At 46.1% G+C, this 25,307-nt stretch carries 20 protein-coding genes, 3 tRNA genes and 1 pseudogene; 12 read left to right on the plus strand and 12 right to left on the minus strand.

What is annotated here, in order from left to right:
- Positions 1-1,171 precede the first annotated feature (1,171 nt).
- The 4 genes from Y697_RS00005 (at position 1,172) to Y697_RS14520 (ending at position 7,308) form a co-directional block, all read left to right on the plus strand.
- Positions 1,172-2,062: a thermonuclease family protein gene (locus Y697_RS00005; RefSeq protein WP_121549682.1), complete on the plus strand. Its 891-nt coding sequence runs from the start codon at positions 1,172-1,174 to the stop codon at positions 2,060-2,062.
- Positions 2,063-2,352: 290 nt separating this feature from the next.
- The gene (locus Y697_RS00010) at positions 2,353-3,534 is read left to right on the plus strand and encodes a formylglycine-generating enzyme family protein (protein WP_259462225.1); all 1,182 of its coding nucleotides are present in this window, start codon (positions 2,353-2,355) and stop codon (positions 3,532-3,534) included.
- 1,394 nt (positions 3,535-4,928) lie between these two features.
- Positions 4,929-6,950, plus strand: a complete 2,022-nt coding sequence (locus tag Y697_RS00020) for an alkyl/aryl-sulfatase (RefSeq protein WP_121549684.1) — start codon at positions 4,929-4,931, stop codon at positions 6,948-6,950.
- Between the two features lie 148 nt (positions 6,951-7,098).
- Positions 7,099-7,308 (plus strand): hypothetical protein, encoded by a 210-nt coding sequence (locus Y697_RS14520; RefSeq protein WP_121549685.1) that lies wholly within the window; start codon positions 7,099-7,101, stop codon positions 7,306-7,308.
- Between the two features lie 136 nt (positions 7,309-7,444).
- On the opposite strand, the gene Y697_RS00030 is transcribed toward Y697_RS14520, so the two are convergent.
- From Y697_RS00030 to Y697_RS00045, 4 genes and pseudogenes are all read right to left on the minus strand, one after another.
- Complete coding sequence (locus Y697_RS00030) at positions 7,445-7,972, minus strand: putative immunity protein (protein WP_121549686.1); 528 nt, start codon at positions 7,970-7,972, stop codon at positions 7,445-7,447.
- A 16-nt stretch (positions 7,973-7,988) separates the two neighbouring features.
- A complete protein-coding gene (locus tag Y697_RS15095) occupies positions 7,989-8,399 on the minus strand; it encodes an iron chaperone (protein WP_121549687.1) in 411 nt (136 codons plus the stop codon).
- A 9-nt stretch (positions 8,400-8,408) separates the two neighbouring features.
- A pseudogene (locus Y697_RS15100) lies at positions 8,409-8,660 on the minus strand (DUF1905 domain-containing protein).
- Positions 8,661-9,156: 496 nt separating this feature from the next.
- On the minus strand, positions 9,157-9,426 hold the full coding sequence (locus Y697_RS00045) for a hypothetical protein (RefSeq protein ID WP_006490341.1): 270 nt from the start codon (positions 9,424-9,426) through the stop codon (positions 9,157-9,159).
- Positions 9,427-9,621: 195 nt separating this feature from the next.
- Between Y697_RS00045 and Y697_RS15065 the strand changes: the two genes are divergently transcribed.
- Positions 9,622-10,869 (plus strand): HD-GYP domain-containing protein, encoded by a 1,248-nt coding sequence (locus Y697_RS15065; protein ID WP_006490343.1) that lies wholly within the window; start codon positions 9,622-9,624, stop codon positions 10,867-10,869.
- Between the two features lie 866 nt (positions 10,870-11,735).
- Here the strand turns inward: Y697_RS15065 and Y697_RS00055 are convergent.
- The 4 genes from Y697_RS00055 to Y697_RS00070 all read right to left on the minus strand — a co-directional run bounded on the left by Y697_RS00055 (position 11,736) and on the right by Y697_RS00070 (position 13,420).
- Positions 11,736-11,812, minus strand: a tRNA-Met gene (locus Y697_RS00055).
- A 7-nt stretch (positions 11,813-11,819) separates the two neighbouring features.
- Positions 11,820-11,896 (minus strand) — tRNA-Met (locus tag Y697_RS00060).
- A 57-nt stretch (positions 11,897-11,953) separates the two neighbouring features.
- Positions 11,954-12,042 (minus strand) — tRNA-Leu (locus Y697_RS00065).
- Between the two features lie 46 nt (positions 12,043-12,088).
- Positions 12,089-13,420, minus strand: coding sequence for an MBL fold metallo-hydrolase (locus Y697_RS00070; RefSeq protein ID WP_121549688.1), 1,332 nt, complete (start codon positions 13,418-13,420; stop codon positions 12,089-12,091).
- Positions 13,421-13,496: 76 nt separating this feature from the next.
- On the opposite strand from Y697_RS00070, the gene Y697_RS00075 reads away from it, so the two are divergent.
- Positions 13,497-14,906: a sodium:glutamate symporter gene (locus Y697_RS00075; RefSeq protein WP_259462226.1), complete on the plus strand. Its 1,410-nt coding sequence runs from the start codon at positions 13,497-13,499 to the stop codon at positions 14,904-14,906.
- A gap of 1,085 nt (positions 14,907-15,991) precedes the next feature.
- Here the strand turns inward: Y697_RS00075 and Y697_RS00080 are convergent.
- The 4 genes from Y697_RS00080 to Y697_RS00095 all read right to left on the minus strand — a co-directional run bounded on the left by Y697_RS00080 (position 15,992) and on the right by Y697_RS00095 (position 20,027).
- Entirely contained in the window at positions 15,992-17,017 is a 1,026-nt protein-coding gene (locus Y697_RS00080) for a LacI family DNA-binding transcriptional regulator (protein ID WP_121549690.1), read from the minus strand.
- Positions 17,018-17,195: 178 nt separating this feature from the next.
- Positions 17,196-18,167, minus strand: coding sequence for an ABC transporter permease (locus Y697_RS00085; RefSeq protein ID WP_121549691.1), 972 nt, complete (start codon positions 18,165-18,167; stop codon positions 17,196-17,198).
- A 19-nt stretch (positions 18,168-18,186) separates the two neighbouring features.
- Positions 18,187-18,948: an ATP-binding cassette domain-containing protein gene (locus Y697_RS00090; RefSeq protein ID WP_220665709.1), complete on the minus strand. Its 762-nt coding sequence runs from the start codon at positions 18,946-18,948 to the stop codon at positions 18,187-18,189.
- Between the two features lie 89 nt (positions 18,949-19,037).
- A complete protein-coding gene (locus Y697_RS00095; protein WP_121549692.1) occupies positions 19,038-20,027 on the minus strand; it encodes a substrate-binding domain-containing protein in 990 nt (329 codons plus the stop codon).
- Positions 20,028-20,769: 742 nt separating this feature from the next.
- On the opposite strand from Y697_RS00095, the gene Y697_RS00105 reads away from it, so the two are divergent.
- The 6 genes from Y697_RS00105 to Y697_RS00125 all read left to right on the plus strand — a co-directional run bounded on the left by Y697_RS00105 (position 20,770) and on the right by Y697_RS00125 (position 25,251).
- Complete coding sequence (locus Y697_RS00105) at positions 20,770-20,976, plus strand: hypothetical protein (RefSeq protein ID WP_259462227.1); 207 nt, start codon at positions 20,770-20,772, stop codon at positions 20,974-20,976.
- Between the two features lie 591 nt (positions 20,977-21,567).
- A complete protein-coding gene (locus Y697_RS14525) occupies positions 21,568-21,714 on the plus strand; it encodes a hypothetical protein (protein WP_183083666.1) in 147 nt (48 codons plus the stop codon).
- 104 nt (positions 21,715-21,818) lie between these two features.
- The gene (locus Y697_RS00110) at positions 21,819-23,048 is read left to right on the plus strand and encodes an ROK family protein (protein WP_183083667.1); all 1,230 of its coding nucleotides are present in this window, start codon (positions 21,819-21,821) and stop codon (positions 23,046-23,048) included.
- A 55-nt stretch (positions 23,049-23,103) separates the two neighbouring features.
- On the plus strand, positions 23,104-23,940 hold the full coding sequence (locus tag Y697_RS00115; RefSeq protein WP_121549695.1) for a metallophosphoesterase: 837 nt from the start codon (positions 23,104-23,106) through the stop codon (positions 23,938-23,940).
- A gap of 43 nt (positions 23,941-23,983) precedes the next feature.
- On the plus strand, positions 23,984-24,208 hold the full coding sequence (locus Y697_RS00120) for a hypothetical protein (RefSeq protein ID WP_121549696.1): 225 nt from the start codon (positions 23,984-23,986) through the stop codon (positions 24,206-24,208).
- Positions 24,166-25,251, plus strand: a complete 1,086-nt coding sequence (locus Y697_RS00125; RefSeq protein ID WP_259462231.1) for an ABC transporter substrate-binding protein — start codon at positions 24,166-24,168, stop codon at positions 25,249-25,251. The genes Y697_RS00120 and Y697_RS00125 overlap by 43 nt, the downstream gene beginning before the upstream one ends.
- Positions 25,252-25,307 lie beyond the last annotated feature (56 nt).

Here is a 25,307-nt window from a genome sequence, read left to right on the forward strand (position 1 = left end):
GGTCAAATAAGCCTTGAGATGAAGCACACAGGAAAGCCGTATGCGGGAGATCCGCACGTACGGTTTGAGGTGGCAGGAGATGGAAACGGATGAGATGACCCGCTTGAGGGGGACACTCTCCCGAAAGGGGAGTAAACAGTCTGGCCTCACAAGGTCTGTACTTACACCGCGCCATTTCTTGACCCTACGGTCTTTGAACAACCTTCAGAATAGGTTGGCCTTTTCGAAATTGAACGAAAGATCCACTCTTCAAGTTGTTTGGTCTGTGATCCATAGGTATGCTCATAGAAGCAACCAGGAATGAACATCGAACAACCCTTTCAGGGGACTATGTCAGGGCAGCAACTTTTCCAAACGTTGGAGACTCACACCCTCCGCCACTACGTGGCCCTCCTCCCTCAAGGGAGGACTTAAGATCAGGATCATCGGGAACCAAACACAGCATTCGCACGAGAACCAGCATATTAATGGAATTTAACTCCCTGACTTATGGGTAATAATGAGCATTTGAGAGGGGATTTAAGAGCTAAGATCAGAATCAGCGAGAAAGATCACTTTTGAGCGCTCCGCTACGAGAAGACGAGGATTGAGGCGAGAATAGGGACTGACGAGTTCTTGAGAACCGCTGCACGCGTATAATCAAGGATCCGCTGATCGCTGTGAAGAGCCATTCTTCGTTAAATCAATCGAGATAGAGCATTTCGAAAGTTTGCTGCGTTCACGAGAAGACCGAGATTCTGAGCAGGATCATCTCAAATGACGCGATGCAAGGGAAGACGGTTATCTCTAATTACTCATGCTAACGCCTTACTTTGTCATCCTGTGAGTGTTTCTGCACAGGATCTCGCCCCTAAGAACCGCTGAACGCCTAAAGAACTGCTTTACGCCTAAAAGCGGAGAACCCGCTGAGCGCCGCAAAGAGCCGTCCTTGGTCCTTCGTCCAAGAGCATGGACTCGTCCTTCGATAAGATCGAGATAGGACGAGGAAGGTCATTTCGAGACGTTCGCTGCGCTCACGAGAAACGCGAGTTTTACCAGGGGTTCTGTCAGAATTACGGCTGGTTTCTCTCTCTACCTTCACTCTATACTCCCTATCTTATTTAGACAAGTTTGCTTAACCTCTTCAAAGATGCTAACATGGCAGTGTCTGGAAGACCGAGGATGTGACTAGATGAATGTTATCGAAAGAAAGATGGAGGCTGACGAAGATCTCGAGAACGGACCGATGCTCCTCGCGAAGAAGATAATCGCGGTAGTTCTACTCGCCGCAATAACCCTCACTTTCTCAGGCTGCTTCCTGATTCGGGCCATTCTCCAGCGTGGCGGGGATTCAAGCGAGCAGGAAGTAGTAAGCTCACCCCTAGGTCTTACGCCGGTAACCGTTGATATAAAAGGCACACAGGCAGTGTACTTTCTAGAATTGCTGAATCTCTTCGACGAACTTCCCGACTACGATGAGGCTACCGTTCGCGCAGTCGTTGACGGCGATACGATTTCTCTCAGAAGAAAGGGGTCGCTGTTGACCGCCGAGACTGTGAGAATGATCGGCCTGGATACACCAGAAACCGTTCATCCAGACAAAGGCATCGAGTACTACGGAGTCGAAGCCTCCGGCTTTGCGAAGGCCCTGCTCGATGGGGAGGAGGTCTTTCTCTCTTACGACTGGAACTCTATTGACAAGTACGGGAGGACACTCGCTTACGTCTGGCTCCCGATAAGCTACGAAGGGCAAAGCTTCAACGCTTTGTTCAACCTCCTCGCAATATCGAGCGGTTACGGTCACGCGTACACCAGCTATGTCTTCAACGACCGCTACATGGAATTCTTCGTAGAGGCCGAAAGACTTGCCAGGCTTAGTTCCCGGGGCCTCTGGTCTGGCGATGACTTTGCGAACGATAACGTGGTTCTTGAATACGATCCGATAGTCTACATAACCAGCACCGGAAGCAAGTACCATCTGGAGAGCTGCCATTACCTTGCGAACAGCAAGATCCGGATTTTGCTGTCGGAGGCGAAGAGGAGAGACTACACGCCCTGCGGAGCTTGCAAGCCTCCCAGATAGTTACTCATCAGCGAGACCCGAATCCTTCAGAACCCTCTTCCAATAGACCCTTAAGAATCCAACTACGGCTCGATAATTTTGATCCAGTGAGGCGATAAGTCATTGCCGGTGAGGTCGGGGACGCTATAATTTATTGTCTTGATCGAAGCCGCCGAGTAGCCTTCCTTGCTTTGTGTATTGCACACATCAGAAAGTGTTGCCGCCGGCAGGACAGAGATCGGGTATGAAGAACGATTAAGAACCCGACAAGAATAAGGAGAAAGGCTTAATACGAGAAAGGGGTGAGACGAGTGAAGAGAATCCTAACGTTTCTGTTTGCCGCAATCTTCGCTTTCATGGCATTCTCAGTAAGTGATATGGTCCTCGTAGAGAAAGGAACCTTCCAAATGGGCGGTTTGTGGGGAGACGGTGCAAACTTCGAGAGCCCTGTTCACGAGGTCACTTTTACGAACGATCTTCTTATCGGCAAGTACGAAGTGACTTTCGATGAGTACGATGTTTTCTGTGAAGAGACCGGGAGGATTAGGCCCGGTGACGAAGGCTGGGGAAGGGGTTCCAGACCGGTGATCAACGTCAGCTGGCACGATGCAATCGCCTACTGCAACTGGCTTAGCCAGAAAGAGACTCTTCCTTTCGCTTACGACTCGAACGGCAATCTGCTTGATAATAATGGCGAAATCACAGTGGATACAATAAATGTGGCTGGCTACAGGCTTCCGACAGAGGCCGAGTGGGAGTTCGCTGCCCGCGGAGGAACAAAGAGCAGTGGCTTCGAATACGCCGGAAGCAACTCCCTTGAGGAAGTTGGCTGGTTTGATTCGAACTCAGAAGGAATGACTCACGAGGTTGGACAGAAACTGCCTAACGATCTGGGCCTGTACGACATGTCCGGGAACGTATGGGAATGGTGTTCCGACATGTTTGATGAATATCCCGATTCGCCGCAGATCAATCCTTATAAAACGATCGGCTTCGGCGGGCCAGTAATGCGCGGCGGCAGCTGGGAATACGAAGCCAGATCAGCATGGGTTGCATCTCGTGACTGCGGTTCGGAGTTTGCGAAATCTAACGGCCTGGGCTTTCGAATATGCAGAACCATTCCAGATCCGGCAGACACAGCTGCTTTCCCTGACAAAGGAATAGTCCTCTTGCTTCCGGAAGACAAAGCGGTATTCGAGAACTTCCCCAGATTGATGAAATTCGAGTGGCTTCCCGTAAACCTTCCCGAAGGTACGACCTACCAGATCGAAATTGAATACTGCTGGAAATTCTCGAACAGTATCGACGAGCCGGAGTTCTTCGGAATATGGGCCGAGGGCAACTACTCCCCGTGGATATCTCGTTCGGGCTTGACGGCTACGGTACTGGATCATGAATTCATTGGCTCTCAGCCGGGAAGATGGAGAGTAGGATATAAGGACGAAAGCGGCGAAATCAAATGGACCGACTGGAGATACTTCAGGTTTCACTAATAGATGAGGCACTTCATTAGCCTCTACACGGATATCCAGTCGGGACTTTCCGTAATGCCAACGCCGTCATTCCGTAGAGTCTACCCCAATAAGCCTGCCCTGAAATGCTCCTGTTTGGGGTCTCTGTTCAGGGGTCCTGTTTGGGAGGTCTGCACGGGATCTGTACTTTTGAAGACGTGGCCGGGGGTAGCGGTTAGGGGGTTGGAAAGAGCGAGTGAAAAGGATCACCGTTGAATGGTTCACCGTTCTCCGAATAAAAAATTGGTTCTTCGTTCTTGGTTAGGGCAATGAAGCAGAAGCATCAAGATTCCTACCAAGAGCTTTGTCGGAATGACGGCATTTGACGCTTTTTCCTCGGGACTTCAGCTTGCAACTTGGAGCAAGCAACTTGTCACTGCTCTCCATGAAGGACCAAGGACGGCTTTTGACAGCGCTCAGCGGGTTCTCCGCTTTTAAGCGTTCAGCGGCTCTAATGCTTGCAACTTGAAACTGATATTTCGCTCTTACCAACCCGCAACCACCAACCCCGAACCTCGTCATTTATTCTTGCAACTTGGAACTTACAACTTGCAACTGATCTTTTAGCGTAAAGCGGTTACTAAATACCTGATCTCGCAAAGAACAACACTGGATGACGGAGTCAGATTGTACGCCTATCCGCAGAGACAAACGGTCGTTTTCTTGAAGAAGCAAAGGTGTTGGAGAGAGCGAACAAGAAATTCTGGTTCAATCATTAATGATAATATGAAACGCTGTGTAAGACTTGCATAACATCATTCTGGAACCCAATCTTCATACCGTTATTTTTCTATGCAAAAGAATGGAGAGTTCGAAGAGGAAGGTTAGAAGAAAATCGGGATTAGTAAATTGCAAAGATCATTCAGAATTATCTATGGCCTTTCACTTCAGATAATGGTATGCCTTAGAAATGGAATTCTTTGAGTTATATGAGTTGGATAAGCTGCAGTCGGAATTTCAGCTTTGCTTAGCAATCAGAACAATCGAAGCTCACAGTCTAGTTATCTGCGAAATAGTGGTCTCAATAGTGCTACAATTCAGCAGAACAAGATAATTGAGAGCTTCTTAATATATTCGGTTTTGGAGCTACTGATTATGAGGTTACGGTTTAATTTTCTCTATAAAATGATACTCAGGAATGTTTTGGAGTTAGAGCAAACCAAGAACTGATTTTACTTTGCATGGTCGGGAATAACATACGGGGATCCATGTGGCATCAAACCCTTTTCGTCGTTGTTGCCAAATAAAGCGAAGGCTGTGTCTTTAGAAAGAAGTGTGCTAGCTTACTATTGTCTAGCCGTTGTCCAGACAGCAAAAGCTTGACGTGGTCCAAAGTCGTGTCTTCAAAAGCTCCGTAGAGTCCGGGAGGTGTAGAAATGAGGGACAGACTCAGAACTCTTATGTTGATTTTTCTATTGTTATTCGCGTTTGTGTTTGCGTACTCCTTTGAAACTGGTCCCTTGAACTTGAATAACTCGCAAAAAGAGGCAACCGATAAAACCGCAGAAATAAACCGCAGTTACTACTCGATTCTCGATTTCGATGACGAATCAGAATATGAATTTGCAACAAGGGGCCTAATCGTGGCGCCAGAAATTCTGGAATTGAAAGATAGCAGTGGGAAGGTTGTCTGGAGCCAGGCGGCATACGGGTTTGTCGATGAATTCGAGACAATACCAGACACAGCGAATCCCAGTCTTTGGAGAGACACTGTTTTGAACCACTGTTATGGGCTTTTTGAGGTCTGTGAAGGCATCTACCAGGTACGCGGTTACGATCTTACCAATCTCACGCTGATCGAAACGGAATGTGGCGGCTGGATAATCTTCGATCCCTTGATGAGTCTCGAGTGTTCTGAAGCAGCCATGAGACTTGTTGAAGAAAATCTCGGCAAGCGTCCCATACTGGCCATTGTAATGAGTCACCCTCACGTAGATCACTTCGGAGGGATAAAAGGAGTCATACAGGAAGAAGAGGTTGCAGATAGAGCTCTCTCAATAGAAGATCAGATCTCCTCTGGGAAAATTTCCATTATCGTTCCTGAAGGCTTTACTGAGCACGCCGTGAGCGAAAACCTTTTCGCTGGAACCGCCATGGCGAGACGTGCTGCTTACCAGTACGGTGTGCTTCTTGAAAAAAGTGAAAGGGATTCGCTGGCTATGGGAATTGGCCTTGGCCAATCAACGGGTACACTGACCTTCATTTTGCCCACCCATGAAGTTAGAAAAACCGGTGAGAAGATAGTAATCGACGGTGTTGAGATGATATTCCAGATGACTCCGGGAACAGAAGCCCCCACGGAAATGAACACATATTTTCCGCAACTCAAAGCCCTGTGGCTGGCAGAAAACTGCACCGGAACACTTCATAACCTCTATACACTGCGTGGCGCAGAGGTGCGTGACGGCAACACCTGGGCCAAGTACATTCTCGAAGCAATCACTCTATTCGGTTCAGAAACGGAAGTGACCTTTCAGTCACACAACTGGCCTCACTGGGGGAATGACGTTGTTATCAAATACATGGAAGACACTGCCGCCGTTTACAAGTTCATTCATGACCAGACGCTAATGTATATAAATCTTGGCTACACTTCCGATGAAATATCCAATATGATACACTTGCCGGAATACTTTGGAAAAGTTTGGTACACGCGGCAATATTACGGCACTGTCGCACACAACGCCAAGGCAGTTTACCAGAAGTATATGGGCTGGTACGATGCCAATCCCGTACATCTGAATCCACTAGATCCATCGGAAAGAGCCAGGAAGTTTGTCGAATATCTTGGCGATACCGAAAGGGTTCTTGAGATGGCTTACAAGGATTTTCTGGCCGGAGAATACCAGTGGGTCGCCGAGATCACGAATATCCTTGTCTACGCAGATCCGCAGAACATGGCCGCCCGTTATCTCTGTGCGGACGCTCTCGAACAACTTGGATACCAGTCAGAGTCGGGAACATGGAGAAATGCCTACCTTACTGCCGCTCTGGAGTTGCGAATAGGAAATCTTAAGGATGAATCAAAGCTCGCAAAAGGGAGTGCTGACATTCTTGCCAACTTGACAGTGGAAATGCTGCTTGATTACATGGGAATGCTTATCGATGCTAATGAAGCAGAGGATATTGATATCACTTTCAATCTAGTTTTGACCGATTCAGATGAGAGGTACTTCGTCCACCTATTCCACGGTGTATTGCTCTACTACAAAGATCAGACTCGCGAGACCTCAGATGCAACGTTGACTTGCCCTAAAATCGGTCTTTTGACTCTGATAAGCAGAAACGAGGCGCAGCAGAAACAGCTCATCAAAGTTGATGGCAACGAGGACATCCTGATGAAACTGACTCAAGCAATGGTGACAATGGACAGGACTTTCAATATAGTTGAACCGTAAAACCCGAACGCAACCGGCAAAGAACCGGCTACCATGAGCCTGAGACTCAGTTTCTTACATCAGTCTAATTATCGCGGATCAGGTACTTAGGTCATCTCATAATGGTTAGTCAGATAAAAGCTTACCGTAAGCCATTCTAAGATCTCTCTTGAAGAGAGAGAAAGATATGATCTTCATTATGGAGCCGTCGGGAACAGACCAGCAAAAACTGTTCCCGATTCTCGTTAGTTTTTGGCAGCTGGGGACAAACATAAAAATGCATACAGGCTTGAGAATTCAGTTGATTTCAAATTATTCTGCCAGAACCCTTCGCCCATTTCTAAGAAAGTATTTTGCTGATCTTTTCGGATTCATTTAGCGATTCGTCTCGCAGCTGATGCACGCTAGATGCCACTTTGTGTCAGTGCTCTACTAACTCACAGCATTTCTGTTTTTCACTTTCCTGGATCTTTCGATGACTGCTAAGACAATCTGTGTTGTATGATTATTGGAAATCAACAGTTCCATTCAAGCTTTGCAGGATTTGGCTCGTCTTCGACCGAAATGGTACGCAGTGCGTTAAGCATTCTTCCGCACTCCATGGCGGCGCATAGTTCCAAATGCTCCCAGTGAGCCTCTATTCCGAGTGTGTCATAAGCGACGGCTAGCGCTCCATAAAGTGCGAGCCCTATGCAGTGTCTTGCCGCATGTATAGTTGATGCGCTCTGAGCTATGGCTCTTGCTGCGGCTTGCGCCGCTGGACTGTTTTGAGCATCTCTTGCTGCTTCATGGCACCGAAGAATTTTCTTCTTTGCCTGCGGCAGTTTTATTTCTCCGGATAGCCACTGCCGAGCGGCATTTATCGCAAATTTCGGACGTAAGTCACTCGGATAGTACTTGAGCCAAAGCGGTAATAGAATGCGCTCAGAATAATCTGTGACCCATTTTATGAGCGTTGTCTTGCTCTGAGTTTCAATCTGTTTCATAAGTGACTTAACATAGAGAGCATTCCAGTCGCTAAGCATCCTTCTCAATCTTGGCATACCAGTCAATCCTCCATTAGTGATGATTACCAGTTTCATAACACCATTTGGCAATTTCTGCGATCAGCTCCAGTGGGAGTGGCTTGCTATATGGAAATTGAACCGCACCCTTGCTTGTTTTATATTGTGTCAGCCGGTCGGCAAAATGCGAAACGGCTTTGTCACCTGGATAAAGTCCGATGTGGTTCTTGAAGGCTGCGAAGTGGATGATATTGTGATTTCTCCAGTAAGTCGGCATTCTCCAGGAAATTCGTTCCTCTGCATCTGGTAGCGTTGCACGGAGTGTATCCCGTACTTGGTGCAGGAGCAGCTGAAAGCTCTCAGGTTGAGCTTCAATGTACGCGTCAATCGTTTTCTGGGGAATACCACATGAATGTCTCTGGTTCTCTTTCTCGAATTCACGACCACATTTCGGACACTGCCACAAGGTAACTCACTACTCCCTTTCCATTATCGTTGCTTTGACGCTGTCACCGGGCTTCTTTCCAATCTTGGCTCTTATATCCTTCCTTATGACGATTACGTAGCAGACCGTACCACCAGGTTCTTCATTCCCATATTAACAACGCTTCCGCCGTGCGGTTCGCCGTCAAAACTCGCGTGGACCCTTAATCCTGCCCCTGCCAAATTCCTTCCTTAAATCATAAGGGAATTCGCTACATGCCCCATCTATGTCGGGAACTTCCAAAAAATGGCATCAGACTCATATACTTTCGGGTTCTTAGTCAATAACTCCCTTCAGAAAAGATCTTCAGTAGCCTCTCCGCGGCGAAAATAAACAAGTACGTTATTTCACGGCTCTTATCACAGAGCGCCTCCATCAATGTTCAGGCTCATAATCCTGTAATTCTTTGTCCCGATCGCTGAATCTGAATCTAATAGTCAAACCGAGAACAAATCAAACTGAATATGTATATAGATAATACACGGTTGCTCTTATGTTGTGAAGAAGCGATCGTTCTCTATGGCAGTCAAGAAACTCATCGAGAAAAGTGCGATAATTCTAGGGTTTTATCTTTCAAAAAAGAAATCGGAAATCCGATTTCAAGCAGCAACAAAAGTCGTTATGTGAAACCAGTATTCAATGAACTGAGCTTTAACCTGAGCTGCATGGTAGATAGAAAAGTCCCGCTTTCGACCGTACTCTAACTCATCCATTTATCCCGGGCCGAGCGTTCCTAGAGTTAGTCCAGTGTAACGTAGCATCCCTTTCCCTTCATGCAGCCTCCTAGCGCGAATCCTGTTGATTTTGGATTCATTCCAGGCAGGTAGAAAACGGTTGTGAGTTCCTCAACATCCTGGCCATGTTGGAGCCAGATGCTTTCTGCCAGTTTCTTCAGGCTGTCTTCGGACTGGCTGTAATTGAAGATCCGTATTTTGACGTTTCTACGTCGCATTGCCTTTCCGAAATCCCTAATTTGAAGGATTTCGTAGCTAATCTCCTCGCTTTTCACTGTTTATCCCCCTAAGAATAATTACAACACGGATATTATTTTACAGCAGTTAACACCAAAAGCAAAATCTCCAATTTAATTGTCTTTACAGTAGTAGTTCGCCAAATTACTATCAAGACATTGTTGAATCAATAGATTAAGTGATATGATTAAGTAGATATTTTGAGGGGTGGATATAACAGAAGGAGGTTTTAAATGAGAGGATTTGATGAACTCCGGTACATCAGACCTACTTTAGTCATATTCATCTTTCTAGTAACGATTCTTCTAATGATGCTACCGTACCATGTCTTTCAGAATGAAGCTATCAGCTATACTCAGGAGATCTATTCGGGAATCTTTGAGACATCTGTCGAAAATCTGGGATCCGCTTTGTCTTTGGGATATTTCCAATGGAATGCCATGTACGATGCCGTTTTGTCGAAAGACGACTTATTCATCGAAGAGATGCTCCAGGAGATCCAAAATGAGTTTCCAGCAGTGAAGTCGGCCAGGCTAGTAAGCAGACCGCCAGAGATACCGGCTAAAGACGTCTACAAACTAGCAACCATAGAGCAGGAGGTCTATCTCTACTTCAACGTTTACGACAGTCATATGGATAATGAGATCTCAGATGCAGTAGTGATTGTTAGTATTGACAAGAATGTTCTGCTTTCGGAGATGAGTTTGGATGATAGAATTACCTTCTCTCCGGGCGGATCGAAGAGTTTCGCCTACGGCCTGAGAACCGAAATAAAAGGATATGACCTTACTAAGTGGATGATTCTGCATTCCGTGGCGGCTGGGATAGTTGGTGTCTTGTTCATGATGGAAGCGCTGGCGCTCGGTCTGTCTAGATACTATGAGATGAGTGGTCTTCAGGAAATTATGTATTTGTGGGAGATGGAAGATTCCTACACAGCCTTTCACTCCAAAAATGTGGCAAAAATTGCTGAGTTTTTGGGCAAGAGTCTTGGATTGAGAAGAAAGAAAGTCATGGAGCTTGTGAACGGAGCAAAACTTCATGATATTGGTAAGATGGGTATTTCACCAAACATACTGAGAAAGCATGGCCCTCTCGATGAAATTGAAAAGGAGGTAATACACAATCACCCTCAACACGGTAAAGAGGTTCTTCAACATTTCAAATACCTCGAGAGATTCATTCCTTACGCCTATCTACACCACGAAAGAGAAGACGGTTCTGGCTATCCCCAGGGCCTAAAGGGAGATGAGATACCGCTCGAAGCAAAGATCTTGGCCGTAGCTGATGTGTTTGAAGCTCTCACAGCGGATAGGCCCTACAGGACTGCTTACTCTTTTGGTCAAGCGGTGGACATGATGACAGAAATGCCTCTCGATCAAGATATAGTATCCGAACTGATAAGTATTCTTCCGGAACTCGAGAACGAGCTTTGCGGGAGGAATCCGCGTAAGTGCGGGATCATTAGAAGTCAAAGTTGATTTTCTGGATAGCCTCATCAAACAAGTCTGTGACGCAAGCAACTCATACACTCTTCTGCTTCTGGTCGGAGCGATATGATGGGCGTTGATTTCGTTGTGCGGGTTTTCTGTCTAGAAGGCTTAGCAGATCGACACTTTCTGAAGATTGACTCAATACAAAGGAGAAGCATAGAATAATAGACAGGGGTGGTGAAAATCACAGTTTCAAGCGTTATCCCGATTTTGGTCGTAGGGCTTGTTATCACGGTAATAGCCATATTCGTTCGTGGTTTTACGATAGTCATGGACAATATCTAGATGCCGGAGCCATTCTCCAAATTTGGATTTCTTTCGCAGTGATGGACTGTAAAAAAACTTTCGATGATGCACTTTCTTGTCTCCATCGCTTCTTCATTTGAAGGAAATTGGCAGTATAGTATTGATTGTGATTTTCTGGTGAAGAACATGAGTCATACCTTCTGCAAATACATTCCTGCAGAAACAAAAGCCCATGAAGACCCGTCCCCCCATCTTACTCGAATAGTCCTCAGGATGAGAAATAGAGTACATAGGCTCTCATTGGCAACTCTTCAGCAACAGTAAGTGAATACATCTACAGTCTATATTTCGCGAAGTCACTTCTCATTATGCAGGGAAATCTAAAACGGGTTGGTTATTTTCAGCTCAGTGCATCGCCATGAGAGCAAAAATCGGATGTTTAGTGAAAACTGCTGATCACAGCCACTGGCAATTCTAAAAGCCTTAGAGCTAATGAAACAGTGGTCTTGGATCGCCGAAAAACTCGCCCAAAAACAAACAAGCCTCCCAACGGGAGGCTAGATTCATTGATCTGAGCGCTTCATACACGCACGTAGGCCCTAAATGCTTGGTGGCGGCGGTCAGAATCGAACTGACGACTCTGCGGGTATGAACCGCATGCTCTAGCCAGCTGAGCTACACCGCCTAATAAATGGTAGCGGGGACAGGATTTGAACCTGTGACCTTTGGGTTATGAGCCCAACGAGCTACCAGACTGCTCCACCCCGCACCGGGTATCTATTATTCTTAATATTTCTATATGAATGACCTGCTTTTTCTGCTTCCATGGTGCCGGGGATGGGAATCGAACCCACACGGAGCCCTCGCTCCAACGGATTTTAAGTCCGTTGCGTCTGCCAGTTCCGCCACCCCGGCAACCGTAAACTATGATAACACCAGTGCAATTCCTTGTCAACCGGAGTTAAAGCTCGACTGTCTGAAGATTCGATGGTATCTGAATCTCGAACTCATACTGCAGTTCTTCGGCGAGGTTTTCAAGTGCTCCCTCGTCACCGTGAACATAGATAAGTTTCTCTGGTTGGAGCTTTCTGGGGAGATCAAGCAGTTCCTGGTAATCGGCATGGCCCGAGAAATTGAAGATATCTATATTCTTTGTCCCAATTTCTACGATTTCTTCTCCCAGAGCGATTTTATCATCACCATTCTTGATTGATTGAAGCACTCTATAGCCATCTGATTCTGGACTCTGATAACCCATGAAGAAGATGCCATCCTTGCTGTTGGGGAGCATCTGCTTCGCGAAGATGTAAGAGAGCGTTTCTTCGACGAGCATTCCAGCTGAAAAGACCAGGAGAGCCGGATCTTTCGAGAAGAGGAGCCTCTCGATACTCTTGGGTGCTACCGTAACATTTTTCTGGAAGTTCTGCATGAACCACTTTCTGTCTTTATCGCTTATTCGTTCGTAATTGCTCATGTAGAGATTGCTCAGAGAGGCAACCATACCATTTGTATATATTGGAACGGAGGGGATCTTGTTCTTCTGCATTAGCCTGAGGAGCATGTATATTGTCTCCTGTCCTCTTCCAAGAGCAAATACCGGTAGCAAAACCCGTCCGCCATTCTCTAGAACACGTTTCACCGATTTGCTTAGACGCTCTATTTCGCTGTATCTTGTATGTAGTTGGTTTTCCTTAGCCCCATATGTTCCCTCGGATATAAGCGTTTCAACCTTTTTGGGAAGCTGAGCCGGCGGAATTGTGAGCTGCTGCGAAAGCGAAATATCTCCTGAGTAGAGGATTCGTCGTCCTTTGTGCTCCAGGTAAATTGAAGCTGCGCCCATCACATGTCCCGCCGGATAGAGCGCCACATCCACTACGTCGTCTATTGAATATCTCTGGAAGTACTCCATGGGATATATTCTTCTTTTCAGCTCATTGACCTCGCCGTGATTGTAGAGTATCGGCTCTACACCGTCCTTAGCGTTTTTCTTCTTCATTACCTCAACGGAGTTCTGAAGTATTCTAAGTGACAGACCCTTGTTTTCTTGAGCCATCAGGATGGGGGCATTTGGCCATCTTTGAGATATGTATGGCAAAGAAGAGAGATGGTCATAGTGAGAGTGGGAGATCATTATCACATCTAGATCGTCTATTTTGTCAATTTCCGGTAGCGACTCAAAACCTTCCTTTACTGGGTGTCTTCCTGCATCGATTAAAATATTCTTTCCGTCCAGACTAAGGAGATAGGAGTTTGCGCCTATCTCGCGGCCGCCACCAAGCGGCGTTAGTGTCATCAAATTTCCTCCTTCTTATTACAATTCTAACAAAAACAAGGAGAATTAACTTGAACTGTCTTCTGATACAATTGCTTTGTCGAAAAGGGGTGATTTCATGGAACAAGACTGGACAATAATACTCGACTTCGCTTACCTTTCCATCCTGATAGGTGTAGCTTCTGTTCTGAAGAGAATCATCACTCCCCTCAGCAAGGTTCTTATTCCAAATGCCGTTATTGCCGGATTTCTTGGAATACTTTTCGGTCCGGAGGTTCTGAAGATAATTCCCTTCTCATACGATAGACTTGGAAACCTTGTCTATCACTTGATGGCAATAGGTTTCATTGCAATTGCGCTTAAGAGAACGAGGCGCTCGACTACAAAATCGTCTGTCAATACCGGGTTCCTTATAAGCATGTCATACGCTCTTCAGGGTCTCGTGGGGTTTGTCGTTGGTATCGCACTTGTGGGATTGTTCTTCAAAGATCTCTTTCCACCTTTCGGCCTTCTCTTGGCGCTCGGATTTGCTCAGGGTCCCGGTCAGGCCTATTCGCTGGGCAGCCAGTGGGAAGCGTTGGGCTTTACCGGAGGGGGTGCCGTGGGCCTTAGTGTTTCAACATTAGGCTTTCTCTGGGCGGCCTTTGGCGGAATAGTGATGTTGAACACAATGGTGTATAGAAAGCGACAGATCGGTATCCAGATCGAGAAACCGACCGTCAGGAAGAGAATCGAGGCGACTATCAGGGACTTCGAATTCTCGGATATAGACGGCTTCACGATTCAGATTTTGGCAGTTGGAATTGTTTATCTTGTCACTTACCTTTTTCTGAAGTGGTTCACGGGTCTGATTGGAGGGCTCGGAACCTTTGGCGAAACCTTTGCCCAAGTTTTGTGGGGCTTCCACTTTGTGATTGGTGTTCTCTTTGCAATGGGTTTCAGAGTGATTTATGAGAAGATCAGAAAATCGGAAAAGTATAAAACGGAATACATGAACGACTTCCTTCTTCAGCGTATTGGCGGGGGTGTGTTTGACTTCATGGTTGCCGCATCTATCGCGGGTATTTCGTTCTCGGTTATCCAGGAGTATATCTGGCCGGTAATAATTCTCACCTCCGTAGGAGGACTATTCATAGCGGGATATACTATTTGGTTTGGGAAGAGGATTTACGAGAAGGCCCCGCTGGAACACATAGTTACCTTCTTTGGCATGCACACAGGAACGCTTTCTACGGGTATGGCATTGCTCAGAGAAGTAGATCCAACCTTTGAGACCGGAACTGCCGAGGACATGGTTTTCGGAAGTGGCCTGGCATTATTCCTTGGCATTCCAATGCTCATACTGCTGAACATTCCGATTCTTGGTTACAGAACAGGCCAGCCAATATACTATCTTTACTTCATACTGGGTCTGGCTGTGTATATCGGAGCAATGTATTTCTTCTGGTTCAGAAAGGCAAAGATAAGAAGCAGAGAAAAGAAGAGTCAGAGCGTAAATAGCCGCTGAGAAAAGCCATTATCCGTCACAGGTCCGCCGTCCTCCGACAAAAGCGGAAAGAGTGGGTTATGGGAGCGAGTTTCAAAGAACGGGTTATCAAAACCGGATCCCGAAACAAGTTCGGAATGACATTCCTTTACGTTATTCTGGCATACTTCTGGCCAAAATTTGGTTCGTTAAACTATTGAAGAGGATGATCTCTATCCTTAGGAAGATTGATCCTTAATAGCGGGCGTGCCGCCGCACGCCCCTACATCCGTTTGGATCGAATCTATTCGCACATGCAACTCACAACTGGAACTTGCAACCGTTCTTTTCTGAGAACGGAGAACCTTTCAACGGTCAACCAGTTTCTCTTGCTCTTACGAACCCGCTACCTGCTACCACTTGCCACGGTTTCTCAAAAGCCCAGATCCCGGATCAAGTCCGGGATGACAGTGTTAGGTGGTTGTGAATATGTCACATCCCGTCATCTGAACTTGATTCACCATCTCTCTCTTTCTTTTCGGAGAACGGAAAACTGTTCAACGGATAACGAGTTCTCCTGCTCTTACGAACCCGCTACCTGCTACCACCTGCCACGGTTTCTCAAGAGCCCAGATCCCGGTTCGAGTCCTGGATCACAATGTCAGATGATTCTGCGATTCCTTTATGGGGGCGAACGGCTGCTTTTTCGCCCAAGAAGGGAACCAACAACGTGGCACTATGCGTTTCATGACAAGCTCTACAGGATGAAAGTGTTTGGTGCTTCTTGAAATATCACGTCCCGTCTGAACTCCATTTGGCAACTTGATAATCGAAAAGACAAAAAAACTGTACAATTCGAAATCCATCGGGTATAAAGAAACAGAATCTGTTTTGAGCCTTGATTTGGTAACCCTGAATAGGAGAATCAAAGGGTAGGCCTTTGAGAAAAGGCTACTAGGGGTGACTGTCCGCTAAAGCAACCATACCCACCGATGATCTTTGACGGCAAAGTGTTCTATGTCAGTAGCGGTCGTCTTCTGTAGCTACACACGTTAACCTTGCGAACGTCTGAAGACACACCTTGAATTGTCAGAAGTTGCAGCTCTTCTTTGGTTATTAAGAAGATCTCATTTCTTCAAAGAGCTTTCACGGATATTTAGTTCCACGTCGATGATGATTTTTCGTAGAGGAAAGTCCGGGTTTGCAAGTCTTTCGAGAAGAGTCTGGAGAGCCAATTCTCCCCAGTTGAACTTGCTGTAATTCACAGAGGAAAGAGAAGGGTAGACCATCATTGAGAATTCAAGGTCGTCATAGCCAACAATTCCAACATCTTCGGGAATTCGGATTTTCTTTTCGTGTAAAGCTTTTATCGCTCCATAGGCAAGGAGATCGTTGAAGCAGACAAGCCCATCGAATTTCTTGCCGGACTCAATTGCTTCCTTAATTGCCGCATAGCCTTCATAGATTCTGTGCTGTTTTTCCAGATTGGCGTTGATCAAGTGATTCTCTTCTTTATATTCTATTCCGTTATCCATTATTGCTTTCTTATAGCCTTCGAAACGTCTTCCGTAATAACCGGTCTTGTACAGGAAGTTATCCAGAAATAGTATCTCTCTTCTTCCCGTTTCTATCAGGTGGTTCGTGGCCATGTACATTCCTTTGAACTCTTCTGTGTAGACACAGTCTATTATTCCTTCTTCTTTGCTCCAGCCAATAAGGACTCCGTTTCTTGTAATTCCGTACTTCTGATACTTCCTTATCTCTTCCTGAAGCGGGAAGATCACGAGGCCGTCAACTCTATACTGAATCAAGGTCTTTATGGCTTGCTCTTCTCTCTCCTGTTCTCCTTCAGAGTTCATTCGTATCAGTTTGTAGCCTTGAGTGAAGGCTTCGCTCTCGAGACCTGCCATGAATTCTGCGAAGAAGGGATTAGAGCTGTCGGACAGAACAACACCAATTGTGTTGCTCTTGTTTCTCTTCAGTTGCGAAGCCGAGAAGTTCTTAATGTAACCCATCTCCTCTGCTGCTTCCTGAACGACTTTCTTTGTTCTTGCGCTAATATCCGGATGATTGCGCAACGCTTTGGAAACCGTTGTTATTGCGAGACCGGTTTTCTCGGAAATATCTTTCAGAGTAGCGTACTTTCTTGCCACCTCTCACCCTTCCCTCTAGCGAGTTTCATGGAGGATTGCTTCCATTTGTCAAGACTATTCTATATCATACTTTTTATATGCGCTCTAGATAAATTTCCCCGTGATTACAGGAATTCTCAGAAGTCTTCGATACTTCTAGTCCTTTGAAGGCGCTCCGAGATCACTGGTCATCGGTTGACTACTTCCTCTTTCTAATAAGAGTATGGACGACCACGGCGGAAATGATCAGGAGACCTATTATGAAACGTGTCCAGAAACCTTTGAGACCTGCAGCGACTATTCCTGCCTCGAGGGCTCCGATCATGAAAGCTCCAAGGAAGGTGCCGAATATGCTGGCCTCTCCGCCGAACATCGAAGTGCCTCCCACGAAAACCGCAGCCATGACCATCATTAGGTAACCTTCCCCCATGGTGGGCCACCATGTTCCCATTCTGTACAGATCGAAAATCCCGGCCATTGCCGCCAAAGCGCCCATAAGCGAGAAGGCTCCGATCTTTACCCAGTCGACATTTACACCCATCATCCTTGCAGCTTCAACGTTATCGCCGACAAAGAGTACGTGTTCGCCGAACTTGTGCCTAAATAGCAAAAAGAAGAGAAAGACTGCAATACCTAAGAACCAAAGCGATTGAAGGGGAACGTTGCCGATTTTGCCCACAAGAAATTGATGAGAAAGTGAACCTCTTACTCTCACAATTATGGCCGTTCCGTTTGAGAGCAAATTGCTCAGCCCTCTTATAAGGAATTGCATTCCCAGAGTAACAACGATTGATGGGACACCGACTTTAGCAATAATCAGTCCATTTACGATTCCAACCAGTATCCCCGATCCTATACAGGCGAGAATGGCGAAAAAGAAGTTCCCTGTGCTGGCATAGACACTCGCAAATAGGAATCCTGATAATGCCATGACAGACGGGAAAGAAAGGTCGATCTCACCTAGAGCAAGAATGAAAGTGAGACCAAGGGCCATTATTCCAATTGTGGGGACGGAAGCTAGAAATGAAAAGTAGATGTCTGCTCTCAGGAATACGGAAGGGCTGGTGATAATAAAGAAAAGGACAACCAGGCTGACCATTATGACAAGTCCAAATTGAGATCTGTATTTATAGAAAAGGCTTTGCTCTGTTCTCTCATTAGCTTTGGTCATGAAAACAACCCCCTGTAGCCTACTTGATTTTCGACTTGGTGAATTCGATTAGCTCTTCGTTGAGCTTCTCCAGCGAGATGTCTCTTCTGTAGTATTCACAAACGACTTCACCTCTATCTATGACGACGAATCTATCGGATACAGGGTAGACGTTTGCGATATTGTGTGAGATATAAACACACGACTTGCCTCTCTCTTTCACTGCCAGGATGAAGTTGAGCACCTTTTTGACTTCCTGAAGCGACAGTGCCATTGTTGGCTCGTCAAGTATTACCAAGTCCGAGTCAAAATACATCGCTCTCGAAATGGCAACACCCTGTCGCTCTCCGCCGGAAAGCGTTCTTATGTATGATTCTGCTCCAGCCCCGATTCCTCTAAATCTCATCATCTCTCTCATTATCTTGTTAGTTTCTTTGATTTCTTCCTTAACTCTTATGAAGCCGAGTCTGTTGGTTATCTGCCGTCCCAGAAAGATGTTTCTCCAGAGCTGCTGTTTCTCTCCAAGAGCCTTTTCCTGATAGACGGTCTCGATTCCGAATCTATGCGCTAATTTCACACAGTGATGCCTGGGATGAATCTTCTTACCCTTTATGTACATTTCACCCGAGTCAAAGGTATGGACTCCCGAAATAATCTTAATCAATGTTGACTTGCCAGCCCCATTGTCACCGAGGACACCTACCACTTCGTTGGGGCCGACGTGAAAGTCTATTCCCCTCAAAGCCTGAACCCCACCGAAGGATTTATGAATGTTTTTCATTTCAATAATGTTCTCGCTCAAGGGACCTCCTCCTTCTTTAAACTGAAAATGCCAACAAGCGGAAGGGGCTCTCACCCCTCCCGCAATTCACAGTGTTCATTCAACAGAGATTATCTGATTCCCTTCTCTGCCAGTGGCGCTATGAAGTCGATGTTGTCAGGACCTATCAAGCCGCCTCCTGTGTCGATGTGGAGTCCAGAGAATCCGAATTTCTTTGTCAAATAGATCTGCATCACCGGCAGGAAGCCCTGCAGGAATGGCTGTTGGTCAAGAACGAGGTCCGTGTAGCCCGACTTGATACTCTCGACAGTTGCCGGTGAGAGATCGAAGCCGGCTCCGTAGATTTCATCGGGACCATAGCCTGCAGACTCAAAATATGCTTGCTGCGCGGATGTGAGGTTCCCGTGATCGGTCACCACAACCTTGCAATTGGGATTGGCCTGCAAGTACCCCACTATTACAGGAATTCCGTTGGCCGCATCTTTGTCGACCTCAGCAGATATCTCGATATAGTCCACAATGAGGCCGCCGTTCTCAAGAGCATCAATGGCTCCCTGGGTTCTCTGCCCTCTTGTTGGCTGGGACTTGAGGCCCCAGACGAGTGCATGGTCACCTGGTTTTACATTTGCTCTTTGCAGAATGCCTTGACCCAACGTCCAGCCGGAGGCGTAAAGTTCCTGGCCCACATAGCCGAATCCTTGGCTTGCGAATTCCGCCTGGAGCCCGGGCAAGGTTGCATTCTGGCTTGTTACGATAATTCCTTTCGCAACCGCTTCTTCGACGAAGGGTCTATAAGCGTCATCGCCAGGGTGCCCCATTATTGCAATACCGTCTGGATTTGCAGCTATGGCCTGTTCGAGTTGGGTAACCATTATCTGAGGACTCCATTCTGACCACAGATAGTGCATCTCAACTCTGTCGCCCAGAATTTCAGCCGCATGAACGGCTCCGTTGTAGACCACAGTAGCAAATGTACCACCCGGACTGCCTCCAGGGAAGAAGTAAATGACAACTGGGTCGTCATCCTGAGCCATCAGTGCTGACGGAATCGCGAGAACCATAAACAGAAGTACCAGAACGAATCCAAGTCTTTTCGACATTTAATCACTCCTTTCGGATTTTGTGAGACCGCATTTAAGCGAAATGACGATAGAATAAAGGATTGTCGCAGGAAGGATACAATTGGATGTCACATGGAAATCGCAAGAAAGTCAAAATTTACAACGTTACCTACAACGATAATACTCCAACCAGTCTAGTGACCAAAGTCCGAGCTGAGCCAAATGGGGGCGATTATGGATGATTATTCTTGATGAGAATCGAAAAAGTAGTTCGTTTTCAAAGATTCATATAATAGTGAGGATAAAGAACCATTGAAAAGAGCCGTTATCCGTCACAGGTCCGCCGTCCTCCAAAAATAGCACAAAGAGCGGGTTAGCAAGAACGGGTTATCAAAACCGGGTTATGAAAACTCAGAAAAGGGATTGATTTGCGCAAAGGCAGATTTGCTTCGGGAAGACGCAGTGAGGGACTTACGATAAACTGCTATGGGATGACAATTCCAGACGATTATGCAGTTCTTTCTGTAGGGGCGAACGGTTGTTCGCCCGAAAGAGAACCGTGCAAAAGGAGGGACCTCACATACGGAGAACCGGGTCTGGGTTTTTCGCTTCTAGCTGAATAGACGGTGACATACGGTTAGGAACTCGTCAGTCCACTATTCGAAATGCTACGGGATGACAATTACATACGATTATGCGAATCTTTTGTAGGGGCGAACGGCCGTTCGCCCGTGAGAGCTTGACAATATGTACGCATCGTAGGCAATGTTTGTTGGGAGCAATGGTTGATGGCAGAGTAATCTTGAGTAGCATTGGCAGAATCGTTTATGAACATGTCATCCGCAGTGAGAAAGAACTGAATCGAATTCGTGAGTACATTGAGAATAACCCCTTGAGATGGCAGATAGACAGGGAGAAGCCCGACAGAAAGACAAGTCAGGTCCGTTCAACCATTGAAGAGGACGATCTTTATCCTTGGGAAGATTGATCCTTAATAGCGGGCGTGCCGCCGCACGCCCCTACATCCGTTTGGATCGAATCTATTCGCACATGCAACACCACACTTGGAACTTGTAACCGTTCTTTTCTGAGAACGGAGAACCTTTCAACGGTCAACCAGTTTCTCTTGCTCTTACGAACCCGCTACCTGCTACCACGTACCACGGTTTCTCAAAAGCCCAGATCCCGGATCAAGTCCGGGATGACAGCCCTTTCCGTCATTCTGGCATGATTCTGGCCAGAATCTCGATTCATAGCGAAAAACGAGAACTGCGCAAGAAGAGAGATGATGATAAGAACGAGAAGAAAGAGATCTTGTGCAGAGTGACCATGCAATTTTCAGGGCAGGCTCTACGAGATTACAGGGTCTGGTAGCTCCCAAGGCGCGTAATTTTCAACGAATTCGCCCTATTAACATGGTCACACATTTATCAGACTTTTCGATCAAGCCATTGCCTAGAAGAGACTAGCCTCCACTACACAACACTAAAATTGTCGCATTCCAGGTGCTGTGGAATCAACCAAATGGACAGAAGCAGATCTCTCGCAATGCCTTCCAACACTTTGTCTTGAATGAAGTTTGAGACTAAAAGATGAGAATGCCTACCCAATGACAGGCACAATAGTACGAGACCAGAGCATTACTCTTGTCAACGACTCAAATGAATCAAACAATGCAGTTGGTTCCAGAATAATGAGTAAATCGGGCATAATCATCTCTGGTTAAGGCCATTAGGAACACGACGGTCAAGAACGCATTTTAGAAAGTAGTGAAGCAGCGTTATTATTTGTTTAGTTACTAACCAAACAAACAGTCTTGGTGGTGATGATTTGGCAAGTCTCAACGAAGTGAAGTCAAAGAACAAGAGGTTGATTCTTGATCTTGTGAAGTCTAACAAAGTGATTTCAAGGGCCGATCTCTCAAGGCTTTCGAATTTGACGAGAGCTACAATTTCTTCACTTACTAGTGAACTCATCGAAGAAGAATTCCTTGAGGAAAAAGGAATCGGGTACTCCAAAAAAGGCAGAGGTGGTCGAAGGCCTGTTCTGCTTAGTTTTGATAGTAAGAAAAAACTTTTCGCAGGAATAGATCTTCACTGGAATCACTTTCAGATAGCAGTATCGAACATTCTTGGAGATATTCTTGTTGAGGAAACCCATCAGTTTCCTGGCAGACTTGCTCCTAATGAATACTTTTCGAAAGTGAATGATGTTTTTGGCAATATGTATAGAAAAGAAGGAATCTACGGTGGATTGTCGGCGATCGGAATTAGTTTATACGGTGTGGTAGATACCTGTAATGGAATATTGAAATTCCCAAGCCATATGCACTGGCCACAGATTGATCTTAAAGAATATTTGGGGCAACTGCCCGCTCCCGTCTTCTGGGAGAGCAGATCAGCCGCATCTCTTATCGCCGAAACATGGTTTCATGAAGAGCTATACACAAAGAAAGGCATGATCGTCTTCATCAATGTGATTGAAGGAATTGGTGGAGCAGTAATGATGAACGGTGAAATCCTAAAGAACAACGGAATAAGCACCGGAGAGATTGGCCATACCACAGTAAACTTAGAAGGAGAAATTTGCACTTGTGGCCGGCAGGGATGTTTGGAAGCCTATGTTTCTGATAGGAAGCTGGTCGAGAGTTATGTTGATCTACTGGACAATCTGCGTTTGCCCACCGAGAGCATAAGGGATATGGCCAGAGAGATATCTCGGATGGCATCACTTGGTGAGTTACCAGCGGTGAAGGCTGTTCAGAAGATCACAAAAATTCTTAGTGTGGGAATAGGGAATGTTATAAATTTTCTTAGTCCTAACTACGTAATAATCGGTGGCTTCATTACTGAAGCATGGTCTGTGGTAGAACCGATTATTAAGGAAGAGGTAGCCCATAGAGCGCTTCCAGGTCTGTCCGTTTCTACTGAAGTAGTCAAGAACAAGTACGGTGATAGGTCGGGGCTAATAGGAGCGATCGCAGTTGCGATAAGAGAGAGTTTGAGAAGAGTTGGATCTAATGGGACTTCTAATTTGGAGAACACATTTGTTAACCAATAGCCAGTATCTCAATTTCACGAAAGCTTACGTTGCTGTATCAAGGAGGAGACAATAGGTGAAGCCCGAAAAGAATAACGCTCGAGAGAAGCTGGAAATACTGCTTGTTGCTGATGTCCACATGGGGCCCAGCAACACAACAAGGCCAGGAGAAGAGACACCAGATCTGATGGAGAGATTCGCCAAAGAGATCAACACAGTTATCAAACCGGATATTTTGGTTGAGCTGGGGGATAGAGTAAATAATTTTAACCATGAAGAAGATAGAAGAAACGCGCTGAGATTCTCAGAAATTATCAGAAGTTTATGCTTACCTTACTATTTGGTACTAGGAAATCATGATCTTCACAATCTGACTAAGGAGGAGAACAAAGAGATATTCGGGGCAGAGGTTGGAAGGAGAACATCCTACGCAAATGGGTTCAAGCTCATTTTCCTGGACACAGAAGAGCCCGTTATTGAAGGTGTGGGAGGCAACATCTCTGAAGAACAACTGAAATGGCTAAGTGTGGAGCTCAATAGCGAAGAGACGCCCAAAATAGTCTTCGGCCATCATCCCGTGGACAACCAGGTGATTTCTGAAAATCCTCATTTTCTACAATTTCCTCACCTGGCATTTTTGAAGAATAGAGAAAGAGCAAGAGATCTAATAGAAAGTGGGAAGAATGTGCTTGCTTATGTGAATGGTCATGTACACTGGTTTAGTTTTGAAGTAGGAGAAAAGATACCGTTCATATCGGTTCCGTCATTTACGGAGGCTTGGCCAGAAAAGAAAGGAGCTCCAGGAATGTTTGCGAAGTTATCGGTTTCCATGAATGGGAATGTAGAGGTTGCCGTTGGCAGCCTGAGTCCCAGGAGGACCCTGGGAAAATTCTTGTGGACAAAACAACACTGATTTTTGTTGGGAAAGTACCTAACAAGAAAAGGTGGGGAAATGCATGCGAAGATTCTTTGCAACGGCGTTAGTCCTTTTGGCAGTCTTCTCAGTAACTGTAATTGCTGCCGATCCGACTATTCTTAGGTTCTATTTCCCGGTGGGAGTTGCCGGGCCTCTGGCAAGGTATATGGGAGAACTTGCTGACGAATTTATAAAACTCATCCCGAAATCATCGTTGAACCTATCTACTCTGGCGGTTATCCAGAGACTCTTCAGAGGGCTTTAACTGCTTCCAAAGCAGGAAATCCGCCTGATGTAGCGCTACTAACCGCAGCAGACGTCTGGACAGCTGCAGACGAGAATATTATCCTTTCTCTTGAAGCCTTCATTGAAGCCGAAGGTGGAGACGCATTTCTGGAGCCTTATTTCCAGGCGTTCCTTGAAGACTGCGATGTTGCTGGAGAGATGTTTGCGATTCCATTCCAGAAGAGTACTCCAATCTTCTACTACAACAAGGATATGTTCAGAGAAGCAGGCCTGGATCCAGACAAACCACCTTCGACGTGGACTGAACTGAAGGATATTGCATCCAAGCTAGTGATAAAATCGGGTGACGAGACAGAAAGATGGGGAGTTGAGATTCCAATTGACCAGTGGCTTCTCTCTGCGTTCATTATGCAGAATGGAGGAGTGGTTAACAACGAAGAGGGAAACGAGACTTGTTTGAACAGTCCTGAAGCTGTCGAAGCGCTTGAGTTCATGAGATCTTTGGTAGCGGAGGGTTTGACTCCAGCCAGGAGACTGTTCGGAGACTCGTCTGCTGATTTTGTTGCCGGAACAACCGCTATGATGTACAACTCCACAGGTAGTTTGACATTTGTTAGGGATAGTGCGACCTTTGATTGGGGAGTAGCTTTCCTTCCTATGAATGTGGTAAGGGCTGTTCCAACAGGAGGCGGACAGCTTGTAATTATGTCAGGAATCCCCGAAGAGAGACAAAAGGCTGCATGGGAGTTCATAAAATGGATGACACTACCAGAGCAAGCGGCAAAGTGGAGCATGTTAACTGGTTACGTTGCTGTTCGTGAAGATGCATTTGATGTTCCAGCTATGAAAGAATATGTAGAAGGATTCCCATTTGCATTGAAGGCAAGGGAACAACTTCAGTACGTTCCCGCTGGAGAACCACCAGCGACACATGCTGCGAGACAGATAGCTCGTTTCATGACAGATGCTCTTGAAGGCGCCATTGCCGGTATCATCAGCCCTGAGAATGCTCTAAATGCCGCTCAGGAAGAGGCAGAAAGAGTATTGAGGCCTTATAGGTAGAGATTGGCGAGGAGGAGCAGCTATTTGCTCCTCCTTTCTTGTTGTTAATGGGGGTG

This window comes from Mesotoga sp. BH458_6_3_2_1, assembly GCF_003664995.1.
Classification (GTDB): Bacteria; Thermotogota; Thermotogae; order Petrotogales; family Kosmotogaceae; genus Mesotoga.

Coding starts and splice junctions, on each gene's coding strand:
- Y697_RS15065 (WP_006490343.1), top strand. CDS start 9,622: ATGAGAGGATTTGATGAACTCCGGTACATCAGACCTACTTTAGTCATA.
- Y697_RS00020 (WP_121549684.1), top strand. CDS start 4,929: ATGAGGGACAGACTCAGAACTCTTATGTTGATTTTTCTATTGTTATTC.
- Y697_RS00095 (WP_121549692.1), bottom strand. CDS start 20,027: ATGTCGAAAAGACTTGGATTCGTTCTGGTACTTCTGTTTATGGTTCTC.
- Y697_RS00005 (WP_121549682.1), top strand. CDS start 1,172: ATGAATGTTATCGAAAGAAAGATGGAGGCTGACGAAGATCTCGAGAAC.
- Y697_RS00070 (WP_121549688.1), bottom strand. CDS start 13,420: ATGACACTAACGCCGCTTGGTGGCGGCCGCGAGATAGGCGCAAACTCC.
- Y697_RS00030 (WP_121549686.1), bottom strand. CDS start 7,972: ATGCCAAGATTGAGAAGGATGCTTAGCGACTGGAATGCTCTCTATGTT.
- Y697_RS00120 (WP_121549696.1), top strand. CDS start 23,984: ATGCGAAGATTCTTTGCAACGGCGTTAGTCCTTTTGGCAGTCTTCTCA.
- Y697_RS00085 (WP_121549691.1), bottom strand. CDS start 18,167: ATGACCAAAGCTAATGAGAGAACAGAGCAAAGCCTTTTCTATAAATAC.
- Y697_RS00105 (WP_259462227.1), top strand. CDS start 20,770: ATGGTTGATGGCAGAGTAATCTTGAGTAGCATTGGCAGAATCGTTTAT.